Source organism: Nocardia sp. NPDC004860 (assembly GCF_040609015.1).
In the GTDB taxonomy this organism is placed as follows: domain Bacteria; phylum Actinomycetota; class Actinomycetes; order Mycobacteriales; family Mycobacteriaceae; genus Nocardia.
In genome coordinates, this window is sequence record NZ_JBEXJI010000025.1 from 79982 (window position 1) to 103919 (window position 23938).

A 23938-nucleotide genomic window follows, 5' to 3' on the forward strand; every position below is an offset into this window, starting at 1 on the left:
CAGGTCGTGGGGCCGGGAAAGGCGCTGGTCAGGCCACCAGACCGAGATTGGCCACCAGGCGGCGAACCCGGAGTTCGATCGCGTCGCGAATGCCGCGGATCTCCTCGATGCCCCCGCCCGCCGGATCGGGCAGCGGCCACTGCTCGAAGCGGTGCCCGGCGATGATCGGATCGGTGTCACCGCAGCCCATGTCGACGACCACGTCGGCGGCCCGCATCAGCTCATCGGCCCACGGCTTGGGGAATTCGTCGGCGATGTCGACCCCGCGCTCGGCCATGGCGGCGACGACGAGCGGATTGACCACAGTGTTCGGCGCCGAGCCGCACGACCACGCCGACGCCCGGTCCCCGGCCAGTCGATTGAAGAATCCGAGCGCCATCTGCGAACGTCCCGCATTGTGCGTGCATACGAACACCACGGCCGGACCGGTGCGGATGGCACGTCCCTCGACGCGGGCCAAGGCCGTCAACCGTTCTCGCGCGAACCGCTCGGCGACCCCGGCCAGCCGGGCGCGGTCGATGCCGATGGCGTCGAGGTGAGCGAAAGAGTTGTCGAGGATGCGTGCGACGGTGGTGGCGTCCACCACCGAGCCGAATTCCGCCGTCAGCCGTTCCGAGGCCTCCTCCGGGATCATGGGGTCCGCATCGGAAGCGGTGGAAGGCAGGGCGGCGCCGGATGTCTCGTTCACGATCGCTCCCTCTGCACGTTGGTCAGCCTATCCCCGTCCTCTGGTCGCTGCTGGACCGCGAAACGCCACCGGCTCGCGGTGATAGGCAACCGCTACCGATACGCAACCATCAAACCCCGTCCCGGCACCGCTCGTCGAATGGCTTCGCGCACAGCGAACATTCGGGCACAACGGGCAAGTGTGATCACGGCCATGCATCGGGCATCGAGGAGAAATCGGTCACACCCGAGCACCCGCCACCCATCCACGCCTCTGCCGATCAGACCTGGACCGGTGTCAGCGGCTCGGTGAGCGGGTCGAAATCGTCTGCGGGCAGCCCAGTTTCGAGGTCGTCGTATCGGCGCTCACGGCGGTACAGCCAATGCAGCAGGGCCAGTCCCACGAATCCGGCCAGTGCGGTGGCGATGCCGATCTTCCAGCCCGGCGGACGCCAGGCGACCACCAGGTCGGCATCGCAAGTGCCCGGCGGGATATCCACGGCCACAAAGGTATTCGCGACCGTATAGAAGCCGATGTCGTGCCCGTCGAGGGTGACGCGGTAGCCGGGCCACGCCAGGCGCGCGAAGACCAGGCGGCCACCGTCGGACGAGGTGACGCGCAGGTGGCTGCTGACACTGTCGCGCCCGACCTGGGTGGCGGTGACATCGCGCGCATCGGAGGGGCCGGGTGTGGTGGAGATCGGGCCGTTGTCGCGTTCGAGCACCCAGATGTAGCGCTCGTGGCCCGGATAGTCCACCCACTTCCAGCCCGGCGGCGCGGGCTGCTCGCCCGCATCCGGATACTGGGCGCGTTGCAGCACAACGCGATCCACCTTCATCAGGTCGACATACGGTCGCCCCGTGGTGGGTTCGACGGCGAAGGCCGCGCCGAACGCGGCCGGACACGTGCTGCCGTCCCAGCCCATGCACAGCAGCCTGCTGAACTCCCGGTACCCGATCGGCGTGTAGGCGTTCACATAGTTCAGGCGCAGGTTCTTGGCGTAGTTGCCGAATGCCAGGGAACTCCAGGCCCCGGCGGCGCTCTGCTCGCCCGGGGGCACCAGTGCGCGGTCGGCGAGCTGCAGGGTGACGCCGTCGAAATGCGGGAAGGCCGCGGTCATCTGCGATCGCCGCTCCGGAAAGTGATACGACATGGGTGTGGGCGCCTGCAGGCGCACCTGGCTGTAGGCGATGGGGAACATCGCCACGATCGCCAGCGCACCGGCCGCCGCCGGTCCGCGGGTGCGGATCAGCCACACGAACGCGGCGGTCAGGGCGGCCACCGCAGCCACCGCGGTCAGATGCCGGACCACCAGATGCGGTGCGGCACAGAATGATCGGACGAACAGCAGCCCGAGCAGCACGGCCGTCGCCCCGCCACGGCGCCGGACCCCGAAACGTCCGTGGCGGCTCAGCCACAGGCACACCAGCACCAGCGACCCGACCGCCAGCATGGGCAGGATCCGCGCGGGCCAGCGCAGCGGGCCGATCCGCCCGGGCCCCGCGGTCCACATCAGGAAGATGACCGCGAACAACACCGGTCCGGCGTATTCGCGCGCCGACCGCCGCACCGCGCCCCAATCGATGAAGGCCAGCAGCGGAATCAGGAACCAGGCGATGTAGACCATCGGGAACGGCTGTACGTATCCCCACCAGCCCGTGAATGCCGGAACCGTACTGGGCAGGCTGGCATTCAGCGACTCCGACCACGGCACGGTCAGGAAGTCCTCGGACAGAATGCGTTCGTTGCCGCGCCAGGTGACCGGTGAGGACAGCATGCCCGGCAGGTACGTCTCCAGCCCCACCGCCCCCGCGCAGGCCGCCACCGCCAGCAGCCGCAGCGCGGGCCGCCAGGTGCGCTGCCGCACCACCTCGCCGACCGCCACGGTGCCGATCATCAGCGCGGATTCGACTGCGGGAAAGACATATTGGACCGAGATGGCGAGGTACAGGTACACGAACACCGGTATCGGCCCGGTGGTCCAGCGCCGCTCGTCCGCCGGCGTGCGGGTGTACCCGATAGCGGCGGCCCACGCGTGCAGCATCCACGCGGTACCGGTCAGCGAGGTCGCCCAGCTGGCTTCGTCGAAGAACAGGAACCAGCCCGACAGCGGAAAAGCGATGGCCGCCAGCGCCGCCCACGATCCGCGCGCCCCGTACGCGAGGCACACGCGGAACACGCCGAGCGCCGCGATGATCGAGAAGATCAGCTTCACGATGGTCACGTAGAGCGCAAGATTGTCCATCGTGGGCGCGAACCAGTCGACCAGCAGCTGCGGCGGATTGTAGAGCCCCGCCTCCTCCATGGAGTAGTTGCCCGACATCCATTCCCACGGCACCAGCGCCGGGAAGCGCCCGTCGTGCAGGTGCCGTCCCAGCATCACCCACATCGGGGCGTATTGCGATTCGGTGTCATCGGTATAGAAGTGGCGGGGATTGCCCAGCAGCACCGACGCATACCCCGCGACCACGCCGATCACCGTGACCATTCCCCACCGGCACCCGTCGGTCCGCAGACGGAGTGCAGCACGATTTCCCACGATTCGGAGACCCTACCCGATACAAGCAGTATGCAACAGTTGCTATCTGCGTGAGTTCGATTCCATCACGAAGCCGATGCCGCTGCACACGCCCACGGAGCAACCGGCAGGATAGGAGCAATCTGGCAGCGGCAGAACGTGCGGAGGTAGTGGTGGCGGCGAAGGACGCGGTGGCCGTGGAGTCGGTGGACGAGATCACCGATGCCCTGCTGGGCGCGTCGCGGTTGCTCGTCGCACTCTCGGCGCGCTCGCTGGCACTGGTCGACGACTCCATCACCATCCCGCAGTTCCGCACCCTGATGATCCTCTCGACCCGGGGGCCGTCGAAGGTCGTCACGCTGGCCACCGCGCTGGATGTCCAGCCGTCGACCGCGGCCCGCATGGTGGACCGGCTGGTCGGCGCGGGACTGGTGGACCGCAAACCGAATCCGGACTCCCGCCGCGAGCTCATCATCGAATTGACCGGGCACGGACGCGAAGTCGTCGACGCGGTGACCGCGCACCGCCGCCGCGAGCTCGCCGCCGTGGTGGAGCAGATGCCGAAAGCCGACCGCTCCGGCCTGATCCGCGCCTTGACTGCCTTCACCCGCGCCGGCGGCGAGACCCCGGCCGACCTCGATATCGACAGCTACCAACTCTGATCCGTCGGCGTGGCATTCTCTTCGGCCACACGAAATCTCATCACGGCGGGTGAGGGTCAGGCCGTGGCGTCGGCGAAGCTATCACCCCTCAGCACGGGAACCGCTGCGCTGCCGTCGATCTCGACAGCGATCGCCACATTCCCCTCTCCGTTCATGCCGTCCACCTGGTATTCGCTGTGCGTCAGCCACGATTTCGGGCCAGCAGGAGTGGGCATTGTCGCATGGCGGGGCGTTCGGGGCGCGGCTAGCTTGCGGGGCATGGCAGAGGAGAGCAGCGGTCAGGGGGGCGGGCCGGGGAGTCAGCCGGCGCGGGTTGTTCACGGCGACGGCCGGGGCCGCGGCGGCGGGGATCGAAGCGGGGCGGCGGGCACGGTGGCGTTGCGCTCTGAGGGCGGGAGCGTAGCAACCGAATTATGGCCGAAGCCAACGGATTCGGAGGCTCCCGCCGTGCGCGGGGTGCATCTGCAGTATCGCGCGGACGCGGCGCGGGAGACGGTGGTGTCGTGGCATACGACGGTGTCGGTCCGCCCTGGTGCAGGACCGGGTGCGCATTCGAGCGCAGGTGGTGACGGCTCCCCAATCCTTTTGTGGCTCAGCGCATGCGGTTGCGGGGGCTGAGCTGGTCGCGGAATTGGCCAGGGGTAAGCCCGGTTTCCTCGCGGAACGCTCGATAGAAGTGGCGGTCCGTCGCGAAACCGGACGCGGAGGCGACGGCGGCCAGGGATCGGGAGGGGTCGGCGCGGATGAGGCGGCGGGCATGGGCGATCCGGGTGCGGCGGACGATCCCGCCCGGCTCGCCGAAGCCCTCGCAGACCCGGTACAGCGTGCGCCGCGAGATCAGGCAGGCATGCGCGATCTCGTCGACCGAGAGGTCCGGATTCGTGAAGTTCTTGCGGATGTAGGCCAGCACCTGCTGCCGGGTATAGAGCGAATCCGATGGGCCGGGCGAACTTTCGCCGTTCGCCAGCAGCAACGCCGACGCCATCATGCCGGCGGCGTCGCTGCCGAAGACGGTGACCGCACGCGCGATGTCGTCGGGGGGTAGCTCGGCCAGATTGCGGAAGAAACCGGCGACCACGCCCAGCGCCCCCGTGGCGGGGACGGCGGTGGCGGTGGGTAGCTGGTCGCGGGTGAGGCCGGAGTGCTCGAGCACCAGCTGCAGCGGGGCGCGTACCAGCGTCGACAGGCAATTGTCGGTGGTGCGGCTCTCCAGCGGCACGCCACTGTCGAAGAACGAGATGGTGCCGGGCTTGCATTCGGCCGTCTGGCCGCGCTGCTCGGTCCAATTCGTTCCTTCGAGCACGATATTCACCAGTAAGAACTCACCGGCCGACTGCGCCACCATCTTTTTTGTCCGCAATGCCCGTTGCGCGCTGGCCTGCATGCGCGACACCGCGAATCCGTCGAATTGAGTTGTGGCGACTTGTCCGTGCCAGTGACCTGTGCGCAATGGCTCGATCACCGACGGTGCGACCGCATCCGCCATCAGGGCTTCCCACTGCTCGAACGCCTGACGTGGCGAAAGGGTCGAGGACGACGAGATCTCGACAGCGCCGAAAACGGCTTGCTCCACGTCGGTAATCTTCCCACCACATATCGCTCAGCAACCACGTTTCGAACGAGTTCCGTCCGTGGTCGGTGACCAAGGTCCCCGCCATGGCCTCACCGTAGCGGTGAACCGCTCATGAGCAGGGCGGTCAATGTATACAGACGCCCGATTCTAAGCGGCGATCCAAGATCTTTGTAGTGCCACAATGGGGTTCGCGTCGAATCGGCCGTCCCGGCGTCATAGCAATCGGCAAGAAAAAGTGAGACCGGCGCAATCCACCGGCCACCGAACGCTCGGCCGACGGTTCCGCGCAGGCGCACAGCGCGTGCACCGCGCCCGCCGTCTCCTCCGCGCTGCGATGCCACACGCCCCAGGATCCGCCCGGCCGCTGGGTCTTCGCCGTCTCGTCCGCGTCCGGGGGCAGGCCGGGGCCGACGCCATGCCCTCCGCGCCGAGGGCCGACCGCAGCGAGGTGCTCAATGACGCGGTGAATCCGGGCGGCAACGGGAAGCTGAGACGCGCGCGAAAAGCGTTACCGCCGTTTCCCGTTCGAGATGACCGCAGGCGCGAGCACCGGCCACAGTCCCTGCCGGTGAACGCCTTCGCGGCGGAGATACCACTCGGCTCCGGCGAATTCGGCGCCGCGCCACCCGAGGGCCGTCGCGGTCAGCACCGGCGAGCACGCAACCGCGCCGCCATGGGCGCGCAGATCGCCCGTCCAGCCCCGGGGCGGGGTATCGAGCAGTTCGAGGGGATATCGCGCCAGACGGCGCCGCCCTGCAAGCGTGCGCAGTGTTCGGCATTGGCCTGCTGGAACATTCGGGCCGCGCGCAGGGCGAGCGGCAGTGATCGTCGTCGGCATCGGACACCTTCGCAAGTCGTTCCAGCAGTGCCGGAATCGTGCACTCGATCGCCTCTAGACTGGGCAGTCGTTCCGGAAGAAAGACTTCCGGAACCGCGAAGAGGAACTCGCTCCCACGCCACGCCGCGCCGCGCACGCATTCGCGATCGATCGGCGCGTCCTCGGCGAGCCCCCGCAGCGCGCACACCGCCGCCAGCCTGGGCAGCACCCGATACCGCCTCGGGGCGTGCGGACTCCCCCCAGCTGCCGTCGCCGTTCTGGGTGCGCGCCAACGCATTCAGCGCCAGCCACGCCAGCGTCGCGGGCAGCACTCGGGGTGTTTGCCACAGCCGTCCGACCACGCCGGCCGTAGCGTAGGGCGACCCGCTTATCATGCCGTCGAGGTCCTCGTCGGCGACCTTGATCAACTGCCACAACGACATCAGGGCGGGCTTGCGGACCGCGGCGGTGGATTCCTCGTACCCGATGGCTCGCAGGGTTTGCGGACCAGACGGGAACCCCTTCACCGCACCTCCGGCAGCTGTTGTGCGGCCGTCCGCGGTCCCGGCGAAATTGGTTGCCGCTCTGCGGATCTTGCGAATCCGCGAATATCTGCCCGAAATGTCGGTTATGCTGACCGCCGGAGGGATCCCGCCTCCACCCGAGTGAACCCAGGTGTTACCGATGAACGAACACGACTTGCGGCACCTGGAGATCCCGCTTCCGTTCTCGCCGCAACGGCATACGATGAGCGACCGGGCGCAGGAAAGAGTTCAGATCTGGGCACAGCGTTTTGGATTGCTCCAGGACGAGGCGGCCGCCCGCAAGTTCGAATCGCTCGGCTACGCGCGATTCTCGGCGTATTGGTGCCCCACTTCGTCTTTCGCCGACATGCTCCTGGTCGCCGAATGGATCACCGTATTCTTCGTCTTCGACGATCTGCAGGATCTGGCCATCGCCACAGGCCGGCTCGACGACTACGACCGCCTCCGGCACGCTGCATTGCAGGTGGTGCACGAGCGCGGGGTCGCGGGTCCGGTGCCGCCCGTCATCGCAGCTCTGTCCAATCTCTGCACCCGTACCTTCCCGCGTAATTCCGAGGCTTGGGCACGCCGATTCGCATTGAATCTGGAATTGTGGCTGGTCGGTCACGCACGCGAGAATGCATTTCGTCAGGCGGGCAAATCGCCGAGCCCGGACGAATATCCGCGACTGCGCCGGGACGCGTGCACCGTATTGCCGACGGTGGATTTGGCAGAGGTGATCGAACACACCGAAATTCCCGACGCCCTGTATTACGGTCCAGCGTATCAGGAGATAATCGCCACCACCGCGGACATCATGTGCCTGATCAATGATCTGCATTCACTGGCAATCGAAACCGACTCCGAGGACACCATCAATCTGATGACGACTCTGCAGCATCATCTGGGAATGGATCTGCCGCAGGCGGTGACGGAAGTCCGCCGTTCGATAGACGTCCGAATCGCCGACAATCAGGCCGCGGCTCAGGCAATTACGGCAGAAATGGATGCGCTGCGGCTGCCGCCGAGAATCCGCAATGGCGTCCGCCGCTGCATTCGCGACTGCCGGTCCGCCATGGCCGGAATGGAACTGTGGGATCGCACCGACACGGTGCGATTCACACCGGACGCGGATCTGCGTGATGCCCGGAACATCGACTACGGCAACGGTTTCCTCGATCGGGTGTGATCACCGGAGTCCGCGCTAGGGGGATTCGCGCAGGGTGTAGCCGACGCCGCGCACGGTGTGGATGAGCGGCGGGTGGCCGGTGTCGATCTTGCGGCGCAGCTGGCTGACGAAGGTCTCCACCACCCGGTCGGCGCGGCCCTCCTCGGCCTGCCACACGCGATCGAGGATCTGGCGTTTGCTCACCACCTTGCCCGCATTGAGCATCAGGTAGTGCAGCAGCTTGAATTCCGTGGCGGACAGCCAGATCTGTTCCCCGGCGCGGAACACCAGGTGCGTGCCGGCGTCGAGTTCCAGGTCGGCGAAGCGCAGCCGGCCGGGTCCGTCCTCGTCGCCGGGCCGGGTCCGGCGCAAGATCGCGTGCAACCGCAGGATCACCTCTTCGAGGCTGAACGGCTTGCTCACATAGTCGTCGCCGCCGGCGCTGAGGCCGGCGATGCGGTCCTCGACGGCGTCGCGGGCGGTCAGGAACAGCACCGGCACCTCGCTGCCGGCCGCGCGCAGCCGCCGGGCGACGGTGAATCCGTCCAGGTCCGGCAGCATGACATCGAGGACCATGACATCGGGTCGCCGCCGGGTCGCCGCCTCCAGCGCGCCGCGCCCGGTGTCGGCCGAGTACACCTCGAACCCGCTCAGCCGCAGCGCGGAACAGAGCAGGTCCAGAATGTAGGGCTCATCGTCGACGACCAGCACGGTCGCCGCCCCCGCCGGGGCGCGATCGCTCACGCTCGCCACCCTATGCGCACCCGCGTCCCACACCGATTCATACCGGTCATCCTGGTTGCCGCCACCACCGCTCCAGCTCGGCGTCAGCTGGGCGTTTCCTGTGAACGCCGGCCGGTGGCACCGGGCGTGTCCGATATCGGGAACACGATCCGGAACGTCGTGCCGGACCCCGTGCCCGTGAGCAGCTGGATCCGTGCGCCGTGCGCGGTCAGCACGGCCGCGACGATCGCCAGGCCGAGGCCGGAACCACCTGCGCGCGAACGGGATTCGTCCACCCGATAGAAGCGGTCGAACACGTGCTCGGCCTTCCCCGGCGGGATGCCGGGCCCGGTGTCCGATACCTCGGCGATCACGGCCGCAGCGCCCGCGGGCAGTTCCGCCCCGGCCGCCGCGACCACCCCGGCGCCGCGCGGCTCGACATCGGCCGCCCCGGTCCGGGGCAAATCCGCCCGGCCGCCCGCGGTCTCGGCGGGCACCGCGCCCCGCCGGATCCGGACATCGATCCGCGCCGCGGCGGGGGTGTGCACGAGCGCGTTGCCGACCAGGTTGGTCAGCACCTGACGGAGCCGGTGCCCGTCGCCGACGACGTGGACTGGTTCGTCCGGAAGACGCAGCCGCACAACGCGTTCCGGCTGCCGGACCCGTGCGTCCCGCACCACCTCGTCGGCGACGGTGGACAGGTCCACGTCGGTCAGATCGAGCGGGCGCTGTTCGTCGAGCCGCGCGAGCAGCAGCAGATCGTCGACGAGCACGCCCATGCGCGCGGCCTCGTCCTCGATGCGCCGCATCATGGTGGCGACCTGGGCCGGGTCCGCGCCGCCGCCCATCCGGTACAGCTCGGCGTAGCCGCGGATCGAGGTCAGCGGCGTGCGCAGTTCGTGCGAGGCGTCGGCGACGAAGAGCCGCATGCGCGACTCGGATTCCTCGAGCCGCCGCATGGTGGTGGACAACCGCTCGAGCATGACATTGAACGCGGTCCCCAGCCGCCCGACCTCGGTCCGGGTGTCCGCGTACTCGACCCGGCGCTCCAGATCCCCGGCGGCGATGGCCTCGGCGGTGTGCTCGATGCGCGACAGCGGCAGCAGGCCGACCCGCACCAGCCAGGCCGCCACGCCGCCCAGTACCAGGATCAGCCCGGCGCCCGCGACCAATTCGATGATGCGCAGTTCCCGGGCGGTGGCGTAGTAGCCGTCCAGCGGCATGACGACCGCCGCCTGCCCGCCGTCCGGCTGGTCCTCGTTGAGCGGTTGCGCGACAGTGCGCACCCGCCACGGTGTCCCGTGCGAGTCGTCGACCTCGAAGATCTTGCTCCCGCGCGCCTCGACCGCGGCCCGGTCCATCGCGGGCAGGGCCAGATCGTTCGCCCCGACCCCGATCTGCCCGACCTGCTGTCCCGCACTGTCGAAGAACTGGATCTGGAACGTCGACGGCAATCCCTGCACCGTCGAGGTGGACCGCGGCGGCGGAGGCGGGTGGCTCTGAGCGGCCATATCCGCCGCCACCGAATTCAACTGCCCATCGATCCGCGCGAGCTCCGATCGCATCAGCGCAGCAACGCTCAGCACCCCGAACGCCGTCAGCCCCACCACCGCGATCGCCACGACCGCCACCAGCAGTCGCGTCCGCAGGGTCCACCGCCGCAGACCCCGAACCCGCCGCGCCGCACCACCTCCCAGGGTCGCCGTGCCGGCTGGTAGATCGCTCACGCCACCCACCTCAACACAGCCCAGCGCCGCTCCGCGTACCCCTGCACCAGCACGCGCCGCTCCTCCCACCCCGCATCCTCCGGCTCCCTGACCACCCCGAACTCCTTCCGCCGCGCCGCAACCGCCGAACCGCCCCGACCGTATCCGCCCAACCTCTGGCCAACTCGAGAACCACCGCTCAGCCCGCAGCCGGGACTCGGTGCATGCGGTGACGACCATCAAAGCAGCCCGGAACGGGTGCGACGCCGTGGTTGGATCCGGCCGCGTCCGTGCGCCGGGTTCGGGGCACAGCGGAGGCGCAGGGTGCTCACGCGGCATTGCCAGCTGGTTCCCAGGTTCGCACCACATTCCCCCGAGGGCGGGCGATCAGGATCGGCTGCGAGAACCGCGCCGGAGCAACGGCATCGCGGTGAATGAAGGGACGTGGATATGACATCGACGACGCAGCGGCCGGGGGTGGCCGGGGCGCACCGGCTGACCGAGCGCAGCGGAATGGATCGTGAGAACTGGTTCGGGCGCGCGTTCTTCGGGCATCCGGAGCAACCACGGTGGGCGCGGCCAGGTCTGCTCGGTCTGCTGGCCGTGACCGCGGTGCTGTATCTGTGGGACCTCACCAATTCGGGGTGGGCCAACGAGTACTACTCGGCGGCCGCACAGGCGGGGTCGCAGAGTTGGAAGGCGTTGCTGTTCGGGTCGTTCGACGCGGGCAATGCCATCACCGTGGACAAGCCGCCCGCGGCGCTGTGGGTGCTGGGGTTGTCCGGCAGACTGCTCGGCTTTTCCCAGTGGTCGGTCCTGCTGCCGCAGGCGCTGATGGGCGTCGCCTCGACGGGTCTGCTCGTCGCGACAGTGCGCCGGCTCAGCGGGCCGGGCGCGGGGCTGGTGGCCGGGGCGATCGCCGCGCTGACCCCGGTGGCCGTGCTCATCTTCCGATTCGACAATCCGGACGCGCTGTTGGTCCTGCTGCTGGTCGCGGCCGCCTACTGCACGGTCCGCGCGATCACGGCCACCGGGGACCGTCTGCTCTCCGCGTCGACGCTCTGGCTGGTATCGGCCGGTGTCGCAGTCGGTTTCGGGTTCCTCACCAAGATGATGCAGGCGTTCCTCATCCTGCCCGGTCTCGCCCTGGCATATCTGATCGCGGCCAACGCGCCACTGCGACAGCGGATCTGGAGCCTGATCCTGGCCGGCGTCGCCGTGGTGTTCTCGGCGGGCTGGTACATCGCGCTGGTGGAGCTGTGGCCGGCGGGTTCGCGGCCGTACATCGGCGGTTCCACCACCAACAGCCTCTGGCAGCTGGCGGTCGACTACAACGGCCTGGGCCGGATCTTCGGCGGCCACGGCAACCCGGGCTCCGGCGGGGGCGGGGGCGGGTTCGACCTGCCGGAGGGCATGCACGGCGCCCCCAGCTTCAGCGGCGCCAATGGCATTACCCGCCTGTTCAATTCGGCGATGGGCGCGGAGATCTCCTGGCTGCTGCCCGCCGCGCTGATCGGGCTCGTCACCGGGCTCTGGCTCACCCGCCGCGCCCCGCGCACGGACCGCACCCGGGCGGCCTTCCTCCTGTGGGGCGGCTGGCTACTGGTCACAGGACTGACCTTCTCGTACATGAGCGGCATCGTGCACCCCTATTACACGGTCGCGCTGGCCCCGGCCATCGGCGCGCTGGTCGCCCTGTCGCTGCGTGAATTGTGGTCCCGGGCAGGGCATCCCGCCGCACGGCTGACGCTCGCGGCCATGGCCGCCGTCACCGGCGCCTGGTCCTTCGTCCTGCTGCACCGCACTCCCGACTGGCTGCCGTGGCTGCGCTGGACGATCCTCGCCGGCTCGATCCTGGTAGCACTGGCCCTGGTCGCGGGCACCCGGGGCTCCCGCCGCTACGCCTTCGCACTGGCCACCGCCGGCCTGCTGTTCGGGCTGGGCGGCACCGGAGCGTGGGCGATCGCGACCGCTGGTCAGGGCCACAGCGGTGGCAGTCCGAACTCGGGACCCACCAGCCAGTCCTTCGGAGCGATGCCCGCGGGCGGTCCCGGCTCCGGCGTGGACGCTCCCGCCCAGTCGCCGGCCGAGGACTCCGGCCAACGGCCCGAAGGCTTTCCGAGTGGCGGCCCCGGTGACGCGTCGGCCGCGCCGGGCGGGAACGGACCTGGTTCCGATACGGGGAGCAATGCCGAGCTGGTCAGTCTGCTCTCGCACACCGGCGGACGGTGGTCCGCCGCGTCGGTCGGCTCGATGTCGGCGGCGACGCTCGCCCTGAAGTCCGGTACCTCGGTCATGGCCATCGGTGGCTTCTCCGGCGGCGACAACTCTCCCACGCTCCAGCAGTTCCAGCAGTATGTATCGACAGGTCAGGTCCGGTACTTCCTGGAGGGCTTCGCCATGGGCGGTTCGAATTCCACCGCCGCCCAGATCACCGAGTGGGTGAAGTCCCACTTCGCCACCGTCACCGTGGGCGGAACCACCGTCTACGACCTGTCCCAGCCGGTGAGTGCGTGACCCACGAACAGCTGCGCCGGCCCCGTCCGGGGCCGGCGATCGAGCTCTATTTCGCCTCGGCCGCCAACAATCTCGTCGCCGCCGCCCGCACCCTCGAGGAGATCCGCCTCGACGTACCCGACCCGCACGGCGTGCGGGTCCGGCTCTCCGCCTTCGCGCGAGTCAGCCACCAACTGACCGAACAGCTGGTGTGCCTGCTGGTCGCCGAACGCTACGAGACGCCCGATCGCACCGAGCTCTACCGGGTGGCCAGCGCACTCGACTACGCGGTGGACCGCCTGGAATCGGTGGGCCGGCTGATCGAGATCCATGGCCTCACCGGCTTTCCGGACGAGGTCCTCGATCTCATCCGCCGGACCGCCGACGCCGCCTGGGCGACCTCCCAGAGCCTGGCGCTCGTACGGTCACCACGGACCATGCCGGCGTATTGGCTGGAGCTGAACCGGATCTCCGGCGACACGGACCGGATGCTGCGCGCGCTGTACACCCGCTGCTTCGGGATGGACTGCCCCGCCGAGGCGGCGGCCCTGCGTGACGTGAGTACCGAAATCGCTGACGTCGTCAGGCTTTTGGCCATTTCGGCCTGCACCATGCAGGGGGTGATCGACCGCTGGACCCAGCCGCAGGGGGTGCAATCGAACTGACCGGACCGGCTGTCAGATCAGTGCCTTGTGCCGGTGTATGCGCCGGCGCACGTCGGCCATCATGGTGCGGGTGCCCATGGTGCGCAGGAACTTCGGGATGAAACGGTTGACGAATCCGACGAACAGGAACAGGTGCTCGAAGCGGCGTTGGTCGGCGGCCGTCCACTCCACACCGAGTTGCTCACGGAAATAAGGCGGCAGGTAGCCGACGGTCAGGAAGCGCAGCAGTCCGCCGAAGATGACCCGGAGATACCAGTGGATCATCCGCAGGTGCAGTAGATCCTCGATGAAGCGGCGGATCTTGTCGTCGGCGGCCACCTGACGGCACGCCCCGACCCAGTATTCGTCGAACTCGGCGCGGGTCCCGGGCCACATCTCCTCGGTCACCTGCAGTGTGGTGCCCAGCGGTGCGGCGGTGGAGTAGAACGCCTCCGCCTGTTCGGGACTCATCCGGCCGTTGAGCAGCTGGTAGGAGTCCTCGAACCCGATGTAGAGGCAGGCCGCGACCCACATCTGCAGGTCGCGGTCGAAGGCGTTGTACTTCACCGCGGCACCGGGTTCCGACTTCACCTGGCGGTGCGCCACATTGACCGCTTCCCGGAAGGCGATCTTCTCCTCGGGCGTGCCCAGGATGGCCACCGCCAGATAGGAGGCCGTGGTGCGCAACCGCTTCCAGGGATGCACCATGAGCGCGCCGGATTCCACCCTGCTGTCGGCGACCCCGTGGCCGACGCCGGGTCGCGCCATCTGCATGGCGACATTCGCGGCGGCCCCCGAGAACTGCCAGAAGTCCAGCGCGTCTTCGAGTTTCGGCGGCCGCTTGGTGTCCGGGCGGTGCACGCCAGGGATGTGGATGCGCGTCTGCTCCAGGGTCAGGGTCGCCGCGTCCCCGGCTGCCGGTGCGGACGCCACCGAGATCCGCCGGACCCGGGGTCTGCCCCTGCCCCCCGCCGGATCCGGATTCGACTGTGCCTCATCATCATTCCAGCCGGACGGCTGCGCTGCCCCGGTCGTCATTTGGGTTCCCTCTCTCCGTGGCGGTCACGGCGTATCCGACCCCTGCCTGGATACTCCTCACCGAACCTGCGCCGAGCACCCCGGCACGGCTGCTATGTTACTGACTATTCTCACACTCAGACAGTCTTTTGACATAGGAATTACAGATAACTTAGATACTCGGCTCCGGCAGTAACGAGCCGACACGGGCGTTACTGCAGAGCATATTGGCCGAAAAAGATCATCTGAACCGCTTCCACTTATAAGAATTCTCAGTAACATACGCTGCTGCGGGCAGCTCTCGCGAAGCGGCCCGGGGGCGCACCGGCATCGGGGACAGCGCGGCACCGGCAATGAGGCACGCACCGCGTCCGAGGCCGGCAGGGAAGCGAAAGGACATACGCGACATGCTGAAACGATTGGATCGGCTGCTCAGCTACGAGATGAAGGTGTCGGAGTTCCTGGGGACCCTCATCATTCTCGGCATCCCCTACGGGCTGGTCGGGGTGATCTGGACCCTCACCCACACCTCGCATCTGAAGCAGCTGCACGGCATCGACGTGATCATCTCGTTCCTGGGATCCATCGTGTGCTGGCCCGTGCTCACCTTCTCGAATGTGTGCATGACGTAGATGATGGCCCTGGTCTGGCTCATCGACATCCTGGTGATCGGCATCAAGATCCTCGGTGGGCGTATGGAAGTCAATCCCGTGCTGCGCTTCGGGCTGTGGGTGGCCGTGCTGTGCACCGTGGCCGCGGGCCTCTCGGTGGCCGGGTATCTGCTGGTCCTGCTGCAGCGCTATCTCGAGGACATGGCCTGATGACGACACTCGAAAAGCCCTCCGCCGCAGCGGATGCCGAACCCACCGAGCTCGAACGGATCGGTGAGAGCGTGCGCGGGCTGTGGCGGCGGCATCCGCAGCGCTCGCTGGAAACCCTTGGGCGACAGGTCGATCTGGGCCGCGACGCACTGCGGCAGCTGGTGGTGTCGATCCTGCGCCGGCGGTTCCCGTATCAGGAGTTCATCAAACAGTGCGCGTTCATGACGAGCGTGTCGGCCGCGCCGACGGTGCTGGTGGCCATTCCGATCTCGGTGGTGGTGTCGATTCAGCTGGGCGCGCTGGTCAACCAGGTCGGCGCGACCACGTTCATCGGCGCGGTGGCCGGGCTCGGCATCATCCGCCAGGGCGCGCCGCTGGTCACCTCGCTGATGATCGCGGGCGCGGTCGGGTCGGCCATCACCGCCGACCTGGGCTCGCGGACCATTCGCGAGGAGATCGACGCCATGATGGTCATGGGCGTGGACCCGGTCCGGCGGCTGGTCGCGCCGCGCATCGCGGCCGCGGTGCTGGTGAGCATGCTGCTGTGCGGGTTCATCGTCTTCGTCGGCTTCGCCACCGCCTACATGTTCAATGTCTACGCCCAGTCGGGGACGCCGGGTTCGTTCATCGGCTCGTTCGCGTCCTTCGCGGTGGCCGATGACCTGGTCGTCGCGGTGCTGAAGGCGGCCGTCTTCGGCCTGCTGACCGCGGTGATCGCCTGCGATATCGGCCTGCACGCGCACGGCGGCCCCGGCGGGGTGGCCAATGCGGTGAACTCGGCGGTGGTGAGCTCGGCGCTCATGCTGTTCGCCACCAATATCGTGCTCACCCAGCTCTACAACACGCTGTTGCCGTCGAAGGTGGTGTGAGGTGGGCACGACCTACACTCCCCCCGCGCTCGAGCCGGTGCGGATGGCCACGAATGTCGTGTCCGTTCCAGTGCGGGCCAATCAGCGCCTCGGCCACCAGGTCATCACCTTCTTCCAGGCCCTGCTCGCGATTCCGTTCGCACTCAGGCACTATCGCCAGGAGGTGCTGCGCCTGACCGCGGACATCGGCTGGGGCAACGGCTCCCTGGTGGTGGGCGGCGGCACCATCGGCGTGGTGGTGGCGCTGTGCGGATTCGGCGGCATCACCGTCGGCATGGAGTCGTTCACGGCGCTGAACCTGCTCACCATGTCGCCGCTCACCGGCGCCATCTCCGGTTTCGCCACCACCCGCGAGATCGCGCCGGTCATCGCCACCCTGGCGTTCGCCATTCAGGCCGGGTGCCGGTTCACCGCGCAGCTGGGCGCCATGCGCATCTCCGAGGAGATCGACGCGCTGGAATCCCTTGCCATCCGGCCGCTTCCGTATCTGATCAGCACCCGCATGATCGCCTCCACGCTGACCATCATCCCGCTCTACAGCGTGGGCCTGGGGGTGGCGTATCTGGCGACCAAGCTGTCGGTGCTGTTCCTGGGCGGCACCACCGCCGGCACCTACGACCATTACTTCTTCCAGTTCCTGCTGGGACCGGACGTGTTCTGGTCGCTGCTCAAGGTCATGGTCTTCGTGATGATCGCGACGTTCATCCAGTGCTACTACGGCTTCGTCGCCACCGGCGGGCCGGAGGGCGTCGGGGTGGCGGCCGGGCAGGCCATCAAGATGGTCATCGTCGTCATGGTCTTCGTCAATCTCTTTCTGACCCTTGCGATCTGGGGTATCGACCCCGGCTTCCGCATCTCGGGATAGGTGTTTCGATGATTCTCGATCCCAGCGGGCGGGGCCCCACGGCCCGGCAGCTCACGCTGGCCGGGCTCGCCCTGATCGCCACCGTATCGCTGCTGCTGTATCTGCTGGCGATGCGCTACAACGGCCGCTTCGAGGACAAGGTGGCGGTCACCGCCGAGCTCACCAGCACCGGCGACGGGCTGCCCGACCACGCCGACGTGAAATTCCGCGGCATGGTCGTCGGCCGCGTCGAGGTGGTGTCGGTAGTGGCCAAGGGTGAGCGGCAGCGGGCCGAGCTGGCGCTGAAACCGCAAGTGGCGGGCACGATTCCGGCGACCGTGGCGGCGCGGGTCATTCCCAGCAACCTGTTCGGGGTGACCGCCGTCGAACTCGTCGACACCACGCCCACCGGGGACACCCTGCGGGCGGGCGCGACCATTCCCGAGGACACCGGCAGCGCGACCGTGCAGCTGCAGACTACGCTCAATGTGCTGCGCACGGTGCTGACCAACATTCAGCCGGAGAAGCTGGGCCGGGTGCTGTCAACGCTGTCCGCGGCGCTGGATCCGTCGGCGCGCGTGCCCGGTTCCACCGTGGAGCGGCTCGATCACTGGATCACCGAGGTGCGCGGCATCGAGGGCATCGGGGATCTGCTGGGCGATCTCGGTCGCGCGGCCACCGCCCTGAGCGAGTCGGCCCCGGATCTGGTGGGGACACTGGCGAAGTCGGTGACCACCGCGCGCACCCTCACCGAGCAGCGCGCGGCGCTCATGGATCTGCTCACCAGCGGCGGCACCGCGGTGGACACCGTGAACGGGCTCTTCGCCCGCAATCCCGACTCCGGCAAGTTCCTGGTGTCGGGCCTCGACCAGCTGTTCGGCAGCCTGGCCCAGGACCCGCAGGCGATTCCGACCGCCATCGCCAATCTCAATACGGCGTTGCAGCGTCTGCAGGGCACCTTCACCTTCGGACCGAAGAAGCAGATGGTCTGGCGGATGGACGTGACCTTCACGCCGTTCCAGCAGTACACCGCGGCGGACTGCCCGCACTACGGTGACCTCTCCGGGCCGCGTTGCGGCGGTGCGACCGTGCCGGAAACCGCTCCGGCGCAGGAGTTTCCGCAGCAGCTCATGCCCAAGCGGCTCGAGGCCGCGGGACCCGCGCCCGTCGCGACCACGCCGGCGGCACCCGGCCTGCCCGCGATTCCCGGTCTACCGGCGATCCCCGGGCTCACCGCACCGGCCGCGGCCACCGAGACGAATCCGGCCGCGGCGCAGCCCGCCGGGCTGCGCGGCACCGACGCCGTCGCCGCCCTGGTCGGCGGCAGGCCCAATGCCGCACAGGTCCTGCTGCTCACCCCCATTCTGGCCGGTGGATCCCTGGTCCCCGCCGAGACCGGAGGAGCCTCGTGAAATCCGGAAAAGCCCTGGCGGGCTTCAGCCTTTTCGCCGTGGCGGCGATCGTGCTGACCTACACCATGTGGTCCACGCTGCAGCGCTCGGTGCCCGGCCGCACGCACGACTACTCCGCCGTGTTCTCCGATGTCCTCGGGCTGCGGATCGGCGACGACATCCGCATGGCGGGGGTGCGCGTCGGGCGGGTCGACAAGATCGAGTTCACCGACGGCTACCGGGCCCGGGTCGGGTTCCGCATCGAGGACGACCAGCATCCGACCACCACGACCAAGGCGCTGGTGCGGTACCAGAACCTCATCGGGCAGCGCTATATCGCGCTGATGCCCGGCAAGGACGCCGGTGAGCCGATGGCGCCGGGCGGGCAGATCCCGATCGAGCGCACCGAACCCTCCTTCGACGTCTCCTCGCTGCTGTCCGGTTTCGAGCCGCTGTTCAGCGTGCTGCAACCGGATCAGGTGAATTCGCTGTCGGAGACCCTGATTCAGGCCCTGCAGGGCAATGGCGTCTCGCTGAGCGCGCTGGTGACCCAGTCCGCACAGCTGGCCGGCACGTTCGGCCAGCGCGACGAGATTCTCGGACAGGTGGTCGGCAATCTCAGCAGCGTCATCTCCGGGCTGGCCCACCGCAGCAACGAGCTGGAAACGCTGATCACCCAGGCGCGGGCGCTCACCGAGGCGCTGTACACGCAGGGCTCCACGCTGAAGTCGTCGGTGGAACGCGTTGCGACGGCGACGAATTCGCTGGTGAACGTGCTCGCCCAGGTGAAGCCCGGCGTGGCCTGGGCCCAGACCGACGCCTCCGCCGGTGTCGCCCTGCTGCTGCTCAACGGCGCCTCACTGGACAAAGCGGCCGTCGAACTGCCCGACATGCTCAATGGCGTCGCGCGTTTCAGCAGTTACGGCGCATACGGCAATGCCTACCTGTGCAGCCTCGACGTCTCGCTGTGGGGCGTGCTGCTCCCGCCCGGTCTGTTCAATCAGATCGGCGGCCAATCCCATTCGGAGGTGTGCCGATGAGGCGGCCACGCGTTCCGGCGCTGCGCCGGCCCCCGATCCGCTATCCCGGCTTCCTGCGCAACCGCTATCTGCGGCTGGGTCTGATCGCCTCGGCATTCGTGGTGCTGCTGCTGGTCGGCTCCACCCTGATCGAGCAGGCGCAGCTGGGCGACAAGACGATTCACGCCGAGTTCGCCCAGGCCGCCGGGTTGCGGCCGGGCGCGACCGTGGACGTGTCGGGCATCGAGGTCGGTCAGGTCAGCGCGGTCAAGCTCGACAACGGCAAGGTGCTGGTGGACATGCGGGTGCACCGCGACATCCAGCTCGGTGACGAGGCGCGCGCGGCCATCAAGATGTCGACGATCCTGGGCCGGTTACACGTGGATCTGACGCCCGGCGCCGGCCGGGCCCTGCCCGGCGACCGGATCAAGCTCGACCGCACGTCGGTGCCCTACAACCTGGGCAAGGTCATCCAGGATCCGCAGTACAAGAACAGCTTCGAGCGCGTCGAGAAGCTGGACCCGCAGAAGCTACGGCAGGCGCTGGATCTGGTGGATCAGCAGATGGGCGACTCCCCCGAGCTGACCGTGCAGGCACTCGACAGTGTGGGCGCGCTGGCGAAGGTGATCAATGACCGGCGCGACGAGGTGGACACCCTGCTGAAGAGCATGGACACGGTCTCGCAGCTGACCGCCGACAACCAGAACAGCGTGCTGTTGCTGCTGACCCGTGGGGAGGCCATCGGCAGCGCGGTGCAGCAGCGCCAGACGCTGCTGAAACAGCTGCTGGACAATGTGGCGTCGCTGTCGAAGCTGTTGCAGCAGATGGGGTTGGAGAACAACAACCAGCTCGGCCCGCTCATCACCGACCTGAACACCATGTCGGAGGGCCTGGAGAAGAACAAGGGCAACCTCGACCGGCTGTACCAGATCATGCCGGTGACCTTGCGGCAGTTCAACAATGTGCTCGGCGACGGCCCGTACGGAAATGTGTACGCGCCGTGGCTGTTCCCGGACAATTGGCTGTGCTTCGCGCAGGCCGTGCAGGGGTGCAAGTGATGACACTGCGCAGACGAATGAAGCTGGCCGCGGCCTGCGGCGCACTCCTGCTCGCCTCGGCGTGTGGCATGCTGCCCGATTCGGTGTCCTCGCTGTCGAAGGAGTATCTCGGCGGGCAGATGAAGGTCACCGCGGACTTCGAGAACGTGGCGGGCCTGTACGCGGGCAATGACGTTGCGGTGCTCGGGGTTCCGGTCGGGACCGTCGAAACCGTCACGCCCAAGGGCAGTTACGTCCAGGTCACCATGTCGCTGGACCGGGATGTCAAGATTCCCGCCGATGCCATTGCGGCACTGGTGAATCCGCAGCTGATCACGAATCGTCACGTGGAGCTGGCCCCGGCCTACACCGGCGACGGCCCCACCCTGACCGATGGCGCCTATATTCCGCTGCAGCGCACCAGGGTTCCGGTCGAACTGGACCGCATCCTGGCGACCTTCTCCCAGCTCGGCGAGGCGCTGAAGGGCGACAACACCACCGGCCCGATGGCCAGCCGGGTGCTGTTCCCGCTGCTCAACGGCAATGGCGACAAGCTGCGCAAGACCCTCGACCAGCTGTCCTCGGCCTTCGAGGTGACCTTCGCCAACAAGGATCAGATCTCCAACACCATCATCAAACTCAATGACATCACCCAGGTCATCGCCGCCAACGATCAGACGGTGCGGGACTTCAGCGGGCGGCTCACCGAGCTGGTGAACCTCATGGGCGACCAGGCCCCCGGCATCGAGGCGGTGCTGCGGCAGCTCGACGACTTCGTCACCAATACCTCGACCCTGGTGGGGCAGAACAGGGATCAGCTGGCCGGGGCGCTCACCCGCTTCGTGGCCATCACCGATCAGATGCGCGCCAATGCTCGCGGTCTGACCGAGATCGTGGACGTCGGGCCGCTGCTGTTCCAGAACATCGCCAATGCCACCAGCAAGGAGGATCAGGCGCTGCGGCTGCACGGCCTGCTGGACAAGTCGCTGCTCGACGGCGAGATCCTGTCGACCTTCTGCGAGCGCATCCAGATGCGCCTCGATGGCTGCCGCACCGGCAAGGTCCTGGACTTCGGCCCCGACTTCGGCCTCACCGCCGCACTACTGGGAATCGCGAACCTGAAATGAGACTACGCACATCAGCTCTCGGCGGACTGCTCACCGCCGCCACCCTGCTCGCCACCACCGGGTGCGCGGTCACGATGGACACGCTCCCCATGCCCAAGCCCGGCCTGGGCGCGCCCGGGTACACGATTCACGCGGCCTTCGCCGATGCGCTGAATTTGCCCGACCACGCGCACGTCAAGATCGGCGGCACCGATATCGGCGTGGTCACCAGGATCAAGAGCACGAACTTCATCGCCGACGTGCAGATGCTCATCCGCGACGACATCCGGCTCCCGAAGGGCACCACGGTCGAGCTGCGGCAGGCGACCCCGCTCGGTGACATGTTCGTGGCCATGACGCTGCCCTCCGCGCAGGAGGCCGGGGATCCATTGCGCGACGGCGACACCATCGGCACCGATCACACGGCGGCGGGCGCGTCGGTGGAGCAGCTCATGATGTCGATCTCGCTGCTGCTCAACGGCGGCGGCATCAATCAGGCCGCCAAGATCACCGGCGAGATGAACTCCATGTTCGCGGGCCGGGCGCCGGAGCTGTCCCATCTGATCACCGAGATGACCGCCGCCATCGCAGCGCTCAATGCCCGCACCGGGGATATCGACCAGGTGCTGGGCGGGATGAACTCGCTCTCGGGCGAATTGGCCCGGCGCAAGGCGCAACTCGGCGCCGCCGCCGACACCTTTCCCGCGCTCATCGCCCTGCTGACCGAGAACAATCAGCAGATCGTGGACCTGCTGTCGAAGGTGGCCACCACCACCGACGCACTCGGCGACTTCGCCGACACCAGCGGCCGGGATTTCGTGAGCCTGTTCAACAGCATTCAAGCGCTCATGTCCGGATTCGCGCAGAGCGATCAGCTGACCGGGGCGCTGGACGGGCTGCACACCATCTACCCGTCGCTCATGGCCAGCCTGCGCGGACCCGCGCTGGCGGTCGCGGCGACCGTGTCGTATCTGAGCGTCGGCGCGCTCACCGACCCCAGCGGCAGCCGCTGGCCCGAACTCGGCGACGCCGGGCAGTTCGTCGGCAGCCTGGCGCAGGTGCTGGAGAAGGTGTTCGGCCGGCTGACCAGCCCGCCGCGGCAGCCGGACGCACAACCGGATCCGGCGCAGCCCGGCCCGGCGCAGCAGGGAGGGGATCGGTGAATCCGCCACTGTGGCACTGGGTGGTGCGGCATCGCATCGCCATCGCGAACATCGGGCTCGTCGTCGTGCTGGTGCTCGGGTCGGGCTACATCGGCGGATATGTGCTGCGGTTCAACCCGATTCCGCACACCTACAAGGTGACCGTCGAGCTGGCGTCCTCGGGCGGGCTGCTACCCGGCAATGACGTCACCTTCCGGGGCAGCCGGATCGGCAAGGTCACCGACGTGCACGTCGCCGGGGACGGTGTGGCCGCGGTCGCCGAGATCGACGACAGCGCACAGCTTCCCATCGGCGGCACCGTCGCGGTCGGGCGACTCTCGGCGGCCGGCGAGCAGTACCTGGATTTCCGGCCCGACTCCGACACCGGTCCCTATCTGCACGACGGCTCGCTCGTCGAGCGGGCGCGCACCAGTGTGCCCGTGCCGATCCAGTCGGTGTTCACCAATCTCAGCGATCTGATCGGCGGCATGAACCCGGGCCGGCTCGACGTCATCATCGACGAGCTGGACAAGGCGCTGACCGGCGGACCGGATCGGCTACGCAACATGATCTCCGGCATCAGCCGGGCCATGAACGGGCTCGACGACCTGCTCCCCCAGACCCGCCGGCTCATCGAGAACCTCGAGGTCATCGCGGGCACCACCCAGCACGCCCAGCCCGACCTGGGCACGCTGACCAAGGCGGGCAGCGTGCTGTTCGACCAGTTCGCCTCCGCCGACCAGGAATTGCGTACATTGCTCCAGCGGGGGCCGGGACAGTTGGCCACCCTCAACGGGTTCATCACCCAGACCCAGGACCCGATCACCAATCTGGTGACCAACTTCGTGGCCGTCACCAAGGCCGCCAAGCTGCGCGCGCCGGCCATCGCCGCGCTGTTCCCCGCCCTGCGGGTGGGCACCGAGGCGCTCGGGATTCCCGCGCACGACGGCGCGTACAACACCCTGGTCGACCCCTGGCCCCGGCCGAGTTGCGATTACGACACCATCCCGGTGGTGTCGACCGATGTCCAGGCCGATACCCGCGTCCGGCTCTACAACTACTGCGTCACCTCGAATCCGGCACTACAGATCCGCGGCTCGGCCGACGCGCCACGGCCCGACGTGCCCGACAACGGGGTGACCAAGCCGCCGGGGGCCACCGGCAACGAAATGTCCCAGCCCGTCCTCCGTTAGG

22 protein-coding genes are annotated in these 23938 nt (G+C 68.1%); 14 read left to right on the forward strand and 8 right to left on the reverse strand.

Annotated features, from left to right (window positions below; translation table 11 throughout):
* Positions 1-28 precede the first annotated feature (28 nt).
* Both ABZV44_RS33780 and ABZV44_RS33785 read right to left on the reverse strand, forming a co-directional pair.
* Positions 29-688, reverse strand: a complete 660-nt coding sequence (locus ABZV44_RS33780; protein WP_354845447.1) for an arsenate reductase ArsC — start codon at positions 686-688, stop codon at positions 29-31.
* A gap of 259 nt (positions 689-947) precedes the next feature.
* Positions 948-3155 (reverse strand): hypothetical protein, encoded by a 2208-nt coding sequence (locus ABZV44_RS33785; RefSeq protein ID WP_354845449.1) that lies wholly within the window; start codon positions 3153-3155, stop codon positions 948-950.
* A gap of 203 nt (positions 3156-3358) precedes the next feature.
* Here ABZV44_RS33785 and ABZV44_RS33790 point away from each other — a divergent pair, with 203 nt between their 5' ends.
* A complete protein-coding gene (locus tag ABZV44_RS33790; RefSeq protein WP_354845451.1) occupies positions 3359-3847 on the forward strand; it encodes a MarR family transcriptional regulator in 489 nt (162 codons plus the stop codon).
* 56 nt (positions 3848-3903) lie between these two features.
* On the opposite strand, the gene ABZV44_RS33795 is transcribed toward ABZV44_RS33790, so the two are convergent.
* The 3 genes from ABZV44_RS33795 to ABZV44_RS33805 all read right to left on the reverse strand — a co-directional run bounded on the left by ABZV44_RS33795 (position 3904) and on the right by ABZV44_RS33805 (position 6258).
* Positions 3904-4062 (reverse strand): hypothetical protein, encoded by a 159-nt coding sequence (locus ABZV44_RS33795; protein ID WP_354845453.1) that lies wholly within the window; start codon positions 4060-4062, stop codon positions 3904-3906.
* Positions 4063-4439: 377 nt separating this feature from the next.
* Positions 4440-5420: an AraC family transcriptional regulator gene (locus ABZV44_RS33800; protein ID WP_354845455.1), complete on the reverse strand. Its 981-nt coding sequence runs from the start codon at positions 5418-5420 to the stop codon at positions 4440-4442.
* A 508-nt stretch (positions 5421-5928) separates the two neighbouring features.
* Positions 5929-6258 carry a hypothetical protein gene (locus ABZV44_RS33805; protein ID WP_354845458.1) on the reverse strand — a complete coding sequence of 110 codons (330 nt, stop codon included), beginning with the start codon at positions 6256-6258 and terminating at the stop codon, positions 5929-5931.
* A gap of 663 nt (positions 6259-6921) precedes the next feature.
* On the opposite strand from ABZV44_RS33805, the gene ABZV44_RS33810 reads away from it, so the two are divergent.
* Complete coding sequence (locus ABZV44_RS33810; protein WP_354845461.1) at positions 6922-7950, forward strand: hypothetical protein; 1029 nt, start codon at positions 6922-6924, stop codon at positions 7948-7950.
* 15 nt (positions 7951-7965) lie between these two features.
* Here ABZV44_RS33810 and ABZV44_RS33815 read toward each other — a convergent pair whose 3' ends face one another.
* Complete coding sequence (locus tag ABZV44_RS33815) at positions 7966-8673, reverse strand: response regulator transcription factor (RefSeq protein ID WP_354845463.1); 708 nt, start codon at positions 8671-8673, stop codon at positions 7966-7968.
* Positions 8674-8756: 83 nt separating this feature from the next.
* Positions 8757-10379 (reverse strand): HAMP domain-containing sensor histidine kinase, encoded by a 1623-nt coding sequence (locus ABZV44_RS33820; RefSeq protein WP_354845466.1) that lies wholly within the window; start codon positions 10377-10379, stop codon positions 8757-8759.
* 492 nt (positions 10380-10871) lie between these two features.
* Between ABZV44_RS33820 and ABZV44_RS33825 the strand changes: the two genes are divergently transcribed.
* Entirely contained in the window at positions 10872-12875 is a 2004-nt protein-coding gene (locus ABZV44_RS33825; protein WP_354845615.1) for a glycosyltransferase family 39 protein, read from the forward strand.
* Complete coding sequence (locus ABZV44_RS33830) at positions 12872-13519, forward strand: hypothetical protein (RefSeq protein WP_354845469.1); 648 nt, start codon at positions 12872-12874, stop codon at positions 13517-13519. Before ABZV44_RS33825 ends, ABZV44_RS33830 begins: the two co-directional genes overlap by 4 nt.
* Before the next feature lie 12 nt (positions 13520-13531).
* Here the strand turns inward: ABZV44_RS33830 and ABZV44_RS33835 are convergent, their stop codons facing one another.
* A complete protein-coding gene (locus tag ABZV44_RS33835) occupies positions 13532-14536 on the reverse strand; it encodes an oxygenase MpaB family protein (RefSeq protein ID WP_354845471.1) in 1005 nt (334 codons plus the stop codon).
* 386 nt (positions 14537-14922) lie between these two features.
* Here ABZV44_RS33835 and ABZV44_RS33840 point away from each other — a divergent pair, with 386 nt between their 5' ends.
* From ABZV44_RS33840 to ABZV44_RS33885, 10 genes are read left to right on the forward strand one after another with little or no spacing between them, the layout of a single operon-like run.
* On the forward strand, positions 14923-15147 hold the full coding sequence (locus ABZV44_RS33840; RefSeq protein ID WP_354845474.1) for a hypothetical protein: 225 nt from the start codon (positions 14923-14925) through the stop codon (positions 15145-15147).
* Positions 15148-15336 (forward strand): hypothetical protein, encoded by a 189-nt coding sequence (locus ABZV44_RS33845; protein ID WP_354845476.1) that lies wholly within the window; start codon positions 15148-15150, stop codon positions 15334-15336.
* Entirely contained in the window at positions 15336-16205 is an 870-nt protein-coding gene (locus ABZV44_RS33850; protein ID WP_354845479.1) for an ABC transporter permease, read from the forward strand. The genes ABZV44_RS33845 and ABZV44_RS33850 overlap by 1 nt, the downstream gene beginning before the upstream one ends.
* A 1-nt stretch (position 16206) precedes the next feature.
* A complete protein-coding gene (locus ABZV44_RS33855; protein WP_354845481.1) occupies positions 16207-17070 on the forward strand; it encodes an ABC transporter permease in 864 nt (287 codons plus the stop codon).
* Positions 17071-17078: 8 nt separating this feature from the next.
* On the forward strand, positions 17079-18461 hold the full coding sequence (locus ABZV44_RS33860) for an MCE family protein (protein WP_354845484.1): 1383 nt from the start codon (positions 17079-17081) through the stop codon (positions 18459-18461).
* Entirely contained in the window at positions 18458-19480 is a 1023-nt protein-coding gene (locus ABZV44_RS33865; protein ID WP_354845486.1) for an MlaD family protein, read from the forward strand. The genes ABZV44_RS33860 and ABZV44_RS33865 overlap by 4 nt, the downstream gene beginning before the upstream one ends.
* Positions 19477-20517: an MCE family protein gene (locus tag ABZV44_RS33870; protein ID WP_354845489.1), complete on the forward strand. Its 1041-nt coding sequence runs from the start codon at positions 19477-19479 to the stop codon at positions 20515-20517. Before ABZV44_RS33865 ends, ABZV44_RS33870 begins: the two co-directional genes overlap by 4 nt.
* The gene (locus ABZV44_RS33875) at positions 20517-21623 is read left to right on the forward strand and encodes an MCE family protein (RefSeq protein WP_354845491.1); all 1107 of its coding nucleotides are present in this window, start codon (positions 20517-20519) and stop codon (positions 21621-21623) included. Before ABZV44_RS33870 ends, ABZV44_RS33875 begins: the two co-directional genes overlap by 1 nt.
* The gene (locus ABZV44_RS33880) at positions 21620-22765 is read left to right on the forward strand and encodes an MCE family protein (protein ID WP_354845493.1); all 1146 of its coding nucleotides are present in this window, start codon (positions 21620-21622) and stop codon (positions 22763-22765) included. The genes ABZV44_RS33875 and ABZV44_RS33880 overlap by 4 nt, the downstream gene beginning before the upstream one ends.
* Positions 22762-23937: an MlaD family protein gene (locus tag ABZV44_RS33885; RefSeq protein WP_354845496.1), complete on the forward strand. Its 1176-nt coding sequence runs from the start codon at positions 22762-22764 to the stop codon at positions 23935-23937. Before ABZV44_RS33880 ends, ABZV44_RS33885 begins: the two co-directional genes overlap by 4 nt.
* Position 23938: the final 1 nt, after the last annotated feature.